Genomic DNA, 8,237 nt, shown 5'->3' on the forward strand with positions numbered 1-8,237 from the left:
CCGGAAGGTCCCCTCGCCCTCCCGTACCCTCGAAAATCTCCTGGAGCCTCCGTGAGAGACCGCACGCCACCCGCCACGCGCGGGAAACGCCCGGCATTCGGAAATCGGGTCCGCCGCCTGCCCGGTCGCGCGGTGATCGGTGCCGTCGCCGCCTCGGCGCTGGCGCTCGCCCCCTCCGCGCCGCTCGCCGCCCCGTCGGCCGTCTCCTCCTCGGGCCAGGTCCAGGCGCGGGCGGACACGACCGGCGCGGCGGTTCGCGGTCTCGGGACCGAGCGGCCGATCGGCCCGGATCCGGTGGTGGACCTGCTGGCGCACGGCAACCTCACGATGGCGTCGAACTCGGTGCTGACCTGTGACGACAGTGACGGCTCGGTCTGCAACGACACCGAGGGCTCCAACAACAACCGCACCAAGTACGTCAAGATCGACCCGAACGCGCCCGGGAACAACGCGTCCTCCGCGCAGCTGGTGATCCCGGCCGGCGCCCAGGTGTTGTCGGCCCGCCTGTACTGGCAGTTCAACCCGACCAACACCAGCACCATGGGCGGCACTTCCGGGGACATCAACACCGGCAACCACGTGTTCTGGAAGGTCCCGGGCAGCTCCTCCTACGAGCAGCTCACCGCCGACACCTACGACTGGTTCGACCAGCAGGTCGGTGGCAACCCGCCGGAGCCGCTGCTGGCCGGGGCAGGCGTGAAGGACGTCACCGCCGAGGTGAAGGCCGCCGGTGCGGGCAGCTACACCGTCGCTGACATCCAGGCATGCGCCGGACGTTCCTCCGCGCAGAACTTCGGCGGCAACAACGTGGGCTGCTGGGGCGGCTGGTCGCTGGTGGTCGCCTACGAGGACCAGGCGGAGCCGCTGCGCTACCTCCAGGTCTGGGACGGCTTCCAACTGCTGCGCAGCCCCAATAACCTCGCGACGATCACCCTGGCCGGCATCCGCACGCCCGCCACCGTCCCGCCGGCCACCCTGGGCGTCACCGTCGGCGACGGCGACGCGCCGATCGCGGGCGACCAGTTGCTGGTCGGCTCCTCGGTCGACGACCTGACGCTGCTGCCGATGCCCGACCCGGCCGGCGGCGTCACCACCGACAACGCCTTCACCAGCCGGATCGACCACGTCGCCGCGGACGGGACCGGCACCAACATCACCACCCGCGATCCCGCGCCGGTGAACAACTACGGCTACGACGCCCGGATGATCGACGTCACCGGCAAGATCCCCGCCGGCAGCTCCCAGGTCGTGCTCCGGATCAACGGCGCGGGCGATGCGCTCGAACCCCAGGCCGTCTGGCTCGCCGTCGACGCCCTCGAACCGGACCTGCAGATCACCAAGGCCAACGACCCGGCCGGCTCCACCACGGACAACCCGCCCGGCACCGTCGACCCCGGGGCCGAGATCACCTACACCTTCACCCTCGCCAACCGGCACAGCGACGGCGGCACCGCCGGCCTGGACACCGCCACCGACGTCACCCTGACCGACGTGCTGCCGGCCGGCACCACCTACGTCGACGGCTCCGGCGCCGGCTGCACCGCCTCCGGGCGGAACGTCACCTGCACCGCCGCCGACCTCGCTCCGGGCGCCGAGGCCACCGTCTCCTTCCGGGCCAGGGTCGACGCCGGGCTCGCGCCGGGCACCAAGCTCGACGACACCGCCTCGCTCTCCTACCGCGGTATCCAGACCGACCGCGAGCAGCAGCGCACCAGCAACACCGTGCGCAACACCGTCGCCGAGCACGCCGGCTACCGGCTCGCCAAGAGCGCAGACAAGGCGCAGGCCCTCCCCGGTGACACCGTCGAGTACCAGGTGGACATCACCAACACCGGCAACACGCCGCTCACCCAACTGACCGTCACCGACGACCTGAGCGCCGTCCTCGACGACGCCACGTACAACGACGACGCCACCGCCACCGCGGGCACGCCGTCCTACGCCCAGCCGGTGCTCAGCTGGACCGGCGACCTGCCGGTCGGCGCCAGCGCCCGGTTGACCTACACGGTGACGGTCAACGACCCGGCCACCGGGGACCACACGCTGCGCAACACCGTCGTGGCCGACCAGGCGGGCGGCAACTGCCCGGCCGGTTCCACCGCCGCCGAGTGCACGGCCACCGTCACCGTGAACACCCCGACCAGTTCGCCGAGCCCCGCCCCGACCGGGAGCGGCAGCCACGGGCCGGGGCACGGCGGCAAGCCGGGCCACCCGACCGGCGAAGATCTGGCCGACACGGGCAGTCAGGTCGCGCTGACCGGGGGCATCGCCACGGTCCTCGGCCTCGGCGGAGCGCTCGTCCTGGCAGCCTCCCGCCGTCGGCGCCACCGGCACTGACACCCCGTCCGGACCCGCCGTGAGGGCGGCCACCGAAGCCGTCTGTGGCCGCCCTCGCACGTGCCCGGTCGGGACGAGGACAGACTCGAATTGACTACCAGGACCGGTGAGGCCCAAGGCGCTTCCTGTCTGTCGGCCGATCGGGGCGGGTTGCGGTGCGGGTGCGTGGGGCGCGGTGCGGTGCAGGCCCTTGCGGTCGTAGCGGCGGGTGCTGGCGAGGCCGAGCAGGAGGGCGACGGCGAAGCCGATGCCGACCATGGCCCAGGCCCGGTTGAGTCCGGCCTCGGCCTGGGCGTCGAAGTGGACCGCCTCCGGGGGCCTGTCCATCTCCGCCACCCGCGACGTTCTCACTGCGATCGACCAGCCGCTCGAACCGCTGGACACGCTCCGCGCCGTCCACCACGCCCCGCCCACTCCGGTCGACGCCGCCGAGACCGACGCGGTCGACGAGCAGGCGCCGCAGGTCGACCGGCTGGTGGACGCCGTGCGATGGGAGATCTCCGAGGAATCGCCGCACCGCAGAGCACTCGCCGCCGGCCCGATGGACCTCAACCGCCTCGGCACGGAGTACGGCACGGAGGAACTGCTGTCCTGCGCCGAACTCGCCGCCGCCGCAGCCCGACTGGACCTCGACCGGCTCGAACACATCGAGGACCGCCGCCGGCTCGCCGAACACGCAGCCATCGTCGTCCTGCTCCCCGAACCCGTCCTGGCCGTGCTGCGCCGCCTTGCCCAGGGGGACGAGTCCCGCCGTCGCACGGCGTGGGCCCGCACCGGGGACGGAGCGGACCCGCAGTGAGGGGTCTGTGGCCGGGCGCTGGCACCTCTGGCGCGGGTCGGTGCGAGGCGCTGGCGGTGCTGTTGGCGGTGCTGGAGTGGTCGGCGGGTCGGTGGATCGGGCGTTCCTGCCTCTGGACCCGCACTCTCCGTCTTCCTAACATGAGCACTGCTCGCATTTTGTGACTCGTGTTGTGTGGAAGGACCCCCATGACGGACCGTTACGACCTCCCCGCCGGCTTCCGCTGGGGCGCCTCCACTGCCGCCTACCAGATCGAGGGGGCGGTCGACGAGGGCGGCCGGGGCCCGTCGGTCTGGGACACCTTCTGCGAGCGGCCGGGTGCGGTGAAGAACGGCGACAGCGGGCGGGAGGCCTGCGACCACTACCACCGCTGGCCCGAGGACGTGGAGTTGATGCGTGGACTCGGGCTCGACACCTACCGGTTCTCGCTCGCCTGGCCGCGCGTCCAGCCCACCGGCCGGGGCCCCGTCAACGCTGCCGGGCTCGACTTCTACGACCGGCTGGTCGACGGGCTCCTCGCGGCCGGCATCACGCCGCTGCCCACCCTGTTCCACTGGGACCTGCCGCAGGCACTGGAGGACGAGGGCGGCTGGATGCAACGGGAAACCGCTTTCCGTTTCGCCGAGTACGCGTCCGTGGTGGCCGACCGGCTCGGCGACCGCGTCCCCGCCTGGATCACCCTCAACGAGCCCTTCGTGCACATGGTCTACGGCTACGCCCTGGGCATCCACGCGCCCGGCCACAGCATGATGCTCGACGCACTCCCGGCCGCCCACCACCAGCTGCTCGCCCACGGTCTGGCCGCCGCCGAGCTGCGCTCCCGAGGCCTCGACGTCCTGATCGCCAACAATCTGACGCCCGTCCGGCCCGCGAGCGACTCGGCCGAGGACCGGGCCGCCGCCGACGCCTACGACGCCCTGCACAACCGCCTGTTCACGGACCCGCTGTTGCTCGGCCGCTACCCCGACCTGTCGGCGTACGGGGTGGGGGAGGACCTGCACGGTTCCGTCCGCGACGGCGATCTCGCGCTGATCGCCGCCCCCGGCCTCGACGGACTGGGCGTCAACTACTACAACCCCACCCGCATCGCCGCTCCCACCGACCCGGGACTCCCGTTCGCCGAGGCCCCCATCGACGGCGTCCCCCGCACCCACTTCGGCTGGCCAGTGGTCCCGGACGGCCTGCGCGAACTCCTGCTGACCCTCCGGGACCGCTACGGCGCCGCCCTGCCCCCGATCACCGTCACCGAGAGCGGCTGCTCCACCGACGACACCCTCGACGACACCTTCCGCGTCGACTACCTCGCCGGCCACCTCGACGCCCTGGCCCGCGCCGCCGCCGACGGCATCGACGTCCGCGGCTACTGCACCTGGTCCCTGCTCGACAACTTCGAATGGGCAGAGGGCTTCAGTCAGCGCTTCGGCCTGGTCCACGTCGACTTCACCACCCAGCGCCGCACGCCGAAGGCGTCGTACGCCTGGTACCGCGACCTGATTGCTGCTCACCGGGCGAAGGCCGCCGTGCGGTAGCAGCGTCCGGCAGGCTCCAGTGTCGGCGGGGCGCGGCGCCCACCCGTCGGGCGTGCCCCGCCGTCAGAGCTGTGGGGTGGGTCCGGGCAGTGTGTGGCGTTCGGTGCGGCTGGCGGTGATGCGTTCGGTGGCCAGGGTGCGGGCACGGTCGTGGTCGTCGTCGGTGAGCCGGGCGAGGATGGTGGCGAGGGGCCTGATCTGTCCGTGGCCGCCCCAGTGTCCCTCGGGGATTTCGGTGGGGAAGACCCAGATGCGGGCCGGGTCGCGGGGCCAGGCGCCGTCCTCGGCGTCCAGGATGGCCTCGGTGACGTCGGCGATGACGCCTGCGCGCTTGTCGGCGTCGAGCTGTCCCTCGGGCACGGAGGGGACGACCTTGTAGCGCGGGGCGTCCGTGATCCGGCCGCCGACGTAGACGGCGGCGGGGCGGTGCAGGAAGAGCCAGGACACGGAGCGGGCGACCGGGTCGGTGGGGTCGAACCCCTCGTGGCGGATGAGGATCCCGGTGATCCGGTCGAGCAGCGCCGCTTCGGCCTCCGGGCGCAACGCGCCGTCGGGGATGTGGACATCGAGCATCGGCATGGCCGCGACCTCCTGGATTTACCATCTCAACTCAGGTGGTCGGGAGCCTAGCCAGAGCTGGATGGAGATTGTCAACCCAGGTCTGTTTCGGGAGGTTAGGATCAAGGCATGACGGAGCAGCAGGAGCAGCGGCAGAACCGGCGGATCGACCCGGCCAACTGCTCGATGGGGCGCGCGCTGTCCGTGGTCGGCGAGCGCTGGTCGCTGTTGATCGTGCGCGAGGCTCTCGACGGTGCGAGCCGCTTCGGGGACTTCCGGGCCCGCCTCGGCATCGCGAGCAACCTGCTCTCCACCCGGCTCGACAGCCTCGTCGCCGCGGGCGTACTGCAGCGCGTGCCGTACCGCGAGCCCGGCGACCGGGAGCGCTTCGAGTACCGCCTCACCGAGAAGGGGACGGACCTGCGGCCCACGGTGATCGCCCTGCTGGAGTGGGGGGACAAGTACCTCGTCGACGAGCAGGGGCCGTCGGTCGTCGTACGGCACCACAGCTCCGAGGGGTCGTCGGGCTGCGACGAACCGGTCGCCCTCGTCCTGCAGTGCGCCGCCGGCCACACCGACCTGCCGCCCGCCTCCGTCTACCGCTCTCCCGGCCCGGGCGCCCGCTTCCTGCCCGCCTGAGCCGGCGGCGCGGCGGGGCCGAGGGTCTCGGTCGGCGCTCCGGCCCGGTGCGCCCGGCAGGGCGACCCGAGTGCGACGGCGAGTTGGGGCCGACGCGGCGATCGGCCCCAACAGCCGCGTGTGAAACGGGTGTTGTGACGCCGGCATGGTCGGCTATCGGGCGTGGATCTCCCTGACGAGGTGGGAGGACCAGTCGCACCACGTGTAGTCGGGCAGGAAGGCGCCGCCGGCCTCGTCGAGGTGCTCCTCGACGTACGGGATGGTCGCGTCACAGACCTCGGTGGCGCTGTCGAAGAAGTGCGTGGTCCCGGGGTCGGTGTGGTAGCTCCATCGGGGGTTGTAGCGAGCCGGCCGCGGAATGATCCGCGCGATCACGTGGGGACGGTCGGCGGTCTCGCCGTGGACGAGTCTCCGGGCGTGCTCGATCTCGTCGCGCTCCGTCAGCTCGATGACGAACTCCTCCTCCGTGACGTCGGTCATCACGAAGTAGGCGTGGTGCGCGCCGGCCGCCCGGACCGGCTGGTCGGCGGTGGTGCTGGCCTGCGAGGGCTGTGCGGTGGCGAAGGCCAGCACGCCGACGGCGGCGAAGCCGACCGCCTTGGTGAACACGCGGGGCATAGGGGTTCCCTTCTTCTCTCCGGGCGTCGTGCACGGCACGACTCGGCACCCTGCGCATTGAATCAGTGACGATGAGTGACTGGGTCGATGGTGCGGTTCGCGTCCGGGTGGTTCTCGCCGGTGCGCGAGGGAGCCGTCCCGTCGCCTGCACTCCGTCGCCCGTACTCCGTCGGCGTCGAGGCGTTCGCGGCCCTCGGGTGCTTCGCCGGGCAGGGCACGGAGGCCGACGAAATTCGGCCGTGAGGAATGGGGCCGAACGGCCCCAGACACCGCCGGGGTGGCGAACCTACGGTGGCGTTACCTACGGGACCGTAGGTTTGTTCGTCGATCGAGAGTTGAACCCGTGAGCAGCACCTCCTCCCACGCCCGGTGGACCGACGCCCGACTTCTGGAGGCCCTGGAGGAGGTGGTCGAGCGCGAGCTCCACCGCCACCTGCAGGTCTTCAAGGAGTGGATGCCGCACGAGTACGTGCCCTGGAGTCGGGGTCGGGATTTCGACGGGCCGCTCGGCGGTGAGGCCTGGTCGGTCGAGCAGTCGCCGCTGACCGAGGTCGGCCGGGTCTCGCTGGTGGTGAACCTGCTGACGGAGGACAACCTGCCCAGCTACCACCACGAGATCGCGACCCTGTTCGGCCGGGACGGGGCCTGGGGCACCTGGGTGCACCAGTGGACGGCAGAAGAGGCGCGGCACTCGATGGTGCTGCGCGACTACCTGATCGCCTCCCGCGCCGTCGACCCGGTGGAGCTGGAGCGGGCCCGCATGACCCACATGCAGAACGGTTTCGTCTCCGACAACCGGCACTCGCCGCTCCACACCGTCGCCTACGTCGCGTTCCAGGAATTGGCCACCCGCATCTCCCACCGCAACACCGGACACGCCTCCGGCGACCCCGTCTGCGACCGGATGCTGGCGCAGGTCGCCAACGACGAGAACCTGCACATGATCTTCTACCGGAACCTGCTCAAGGCCTCGTTCGAACTCGCCCCCGACCAGACGATGCAGGCCGTCAACGAGGTGGTGACCAACTTCCGCATGCCCGGCCACGGCATGCCCGGCTTCGAACGAGCAGCCGCGCGGATCGCCGTCGACGGCGTCTACAACCTCCGCGTCCACCTCGACGACGTGCTGCTCCCCGTACTGCGCCACCTCAAGGTGATGGAGATGGGCGGCCTGGGCCCGGACGGGGTCAGGGCTCAGATGGAGCTCGGCCTGATGCTCGACGGGCTGACCGCCCAGGCGACCCGATTCGACGAACGGCAGGCGGCGATCCGGGCCCGGCGGGCCGCGGCCAAGGGCTGACGCCGACGCCTCCGACACCTGCAACCTCCGCTCGCGACCGCCGGCGGAGGCTGCGGGCGCCGGTGACCAGCAGGGGTGTTTGTGTCGGCCGCGAAGTTGGAGTACTGTTCACCAGTCGCTCGGCAGGGAGCACCGGACACGCATCTGTGTGGACGGTCCCGGGGCGGCCAATCCTCAAGAACCACCCAGTTGATCCGTGCCGGGTCGCGTCCTTTTCGCGTCTCCGTTCGTATTTGCTGTGCGCGTTTTCGGAGATTGCGGCGGATTCGCTTTTCGGAGCGGGGATCGGCTAGAGTTTGAAACGTCGGACAGGCCGTCAGGTCGGGAAGACGAACAGCAAGTCGGATTGGAAACTCCGGAAAACGGAGCGGAAAACATCTGATAAGCTGGAAACACGAAAGAACGAAGCGCCCGGAGGGTCGGTCGGAAGGCCGCCCGAAGGAAGTGTCCGTTCCTT

7 protein-coding genes are annotated in these 8,237 nt (G+C 71.2%); 5 read left to right on the forward strand and 2 right to left on the reverse strand.

What is annotated here, in order from left to right; all coding sequences use genetic code 11:
- The first annotated feature begins 132 nt into the window (after positions 1-132).
- The 3 genes from CG736_RS08790 to CG736_RS08800 all read left to right on the forward strand — a co-directional run bounded on the left by CG736_RS08790 (position 133) and on the right by CG736_RS08800 (position 4,665).
- Complete coding sequence (locus CG736_RS08790) at positions 133-2,337, forward strand: DUF11 domain-containing protein (protein ID WP_100585579.1); 2,205 nt, start codon at positions 133-135, stop codon at positions 2,335-2,337.
- A gap of 247 nt (positions 2,338-2,584) precedes the next feature.
- The gene (locus tag CG736_RS08795; protein ID WP_100585580.1) at positions 2,585-3,136 is read left to right on the forward strand and encodes a transcriptional regulator; all 552 of its coding nucleotides are present in this window, start codon (positions 2,585-2,587) and stop codon (positions 3,134-3,136) included.
- 188 nt (positions 3,137-3,324) lie between these two features.
- Positions 3,325-4,665 carry a GH1 family beta-glucosidase gene (locus CG736_RS08800; protein WP_100585581.1) on the forward strand — a complete coding sequence of 447 codons (1,341 nt, stop codon included), beginning with the start codon at positions 3,325-3,327 and terminating at the stop codon, positions 4,663-4,665.
- Between the two features lie 63 nt (positions 4,666-4,728).
- On the opposite strand, the gene CG736_RS08805 is transcribed toward CG736_RS08800, so the two are convergent.
- Entirely contained in the window at positions 4,729-5,244 is a 516-nt protein-coding gene (locus tag CG736_RS08805; RefSeq protein WP_100585582.1) for a Tautomerase enzyme, read from the reverse strand.
- Between the two features lie 108 nt (positions 5,245-5,352).
- Here CG736_RS08805 and CG736_RS08810 point away from each other — a divergent pair, with 108 nt between their 5' ends.
- A complete protein-coding gene (locus CG736_RS08810; protein ID WP_100585583.1) occupies positions 5,353-5,862 on the forward strand; it encodes a helix-turn-helix domain-containing protein in 510 nt (169 codons plus the stop codon).
- 153 nt (positions 5,863-6,015) lie between these two features.
- Here CG736_RS08810 and CG736_RS08815 read toward each other — a convergent pair whose 3' ends face one another.
- On the reverse strand, positions 6,016-6,480 hold the full coding sequence (locus CG736_RS08815) for a calmodulin-binding protein (protein ID WP_100585584.1): 465 nt from the start codon (positions 6,478-6,480) through the stop codon (positions 6,016-6,018).
- Positions 6,481-6,823: 343 nt separating this feature from the next.
- On the opposite strand from CG736_RS08815, the gene CG736_RS08820 reads away from it, so the two are divergent.
- Complete coding sequence (locus tag CG736_RS08820) at positions 6,824-7,780, forward strand: acyl-ACP desaturase (RefSeq protein WP_100585585.1); 957 nt, start codon at positions 6,824-6,826, stop codon at positions 7,778-7,780.
- Positions 7,781-8,237: the final 457 nt, after the last annotated feature.

This window comes from Kitasatospora sp. CB02891 (genome assembly GCF_002803145.1).
Taxonomy (GTDB): domain Bacteria; phylum Actinomycetota; class Actinomycetes; order Streptomycetales; family Streptomycetaceae; genus Kitasatospora; species Kitasatospora griseola.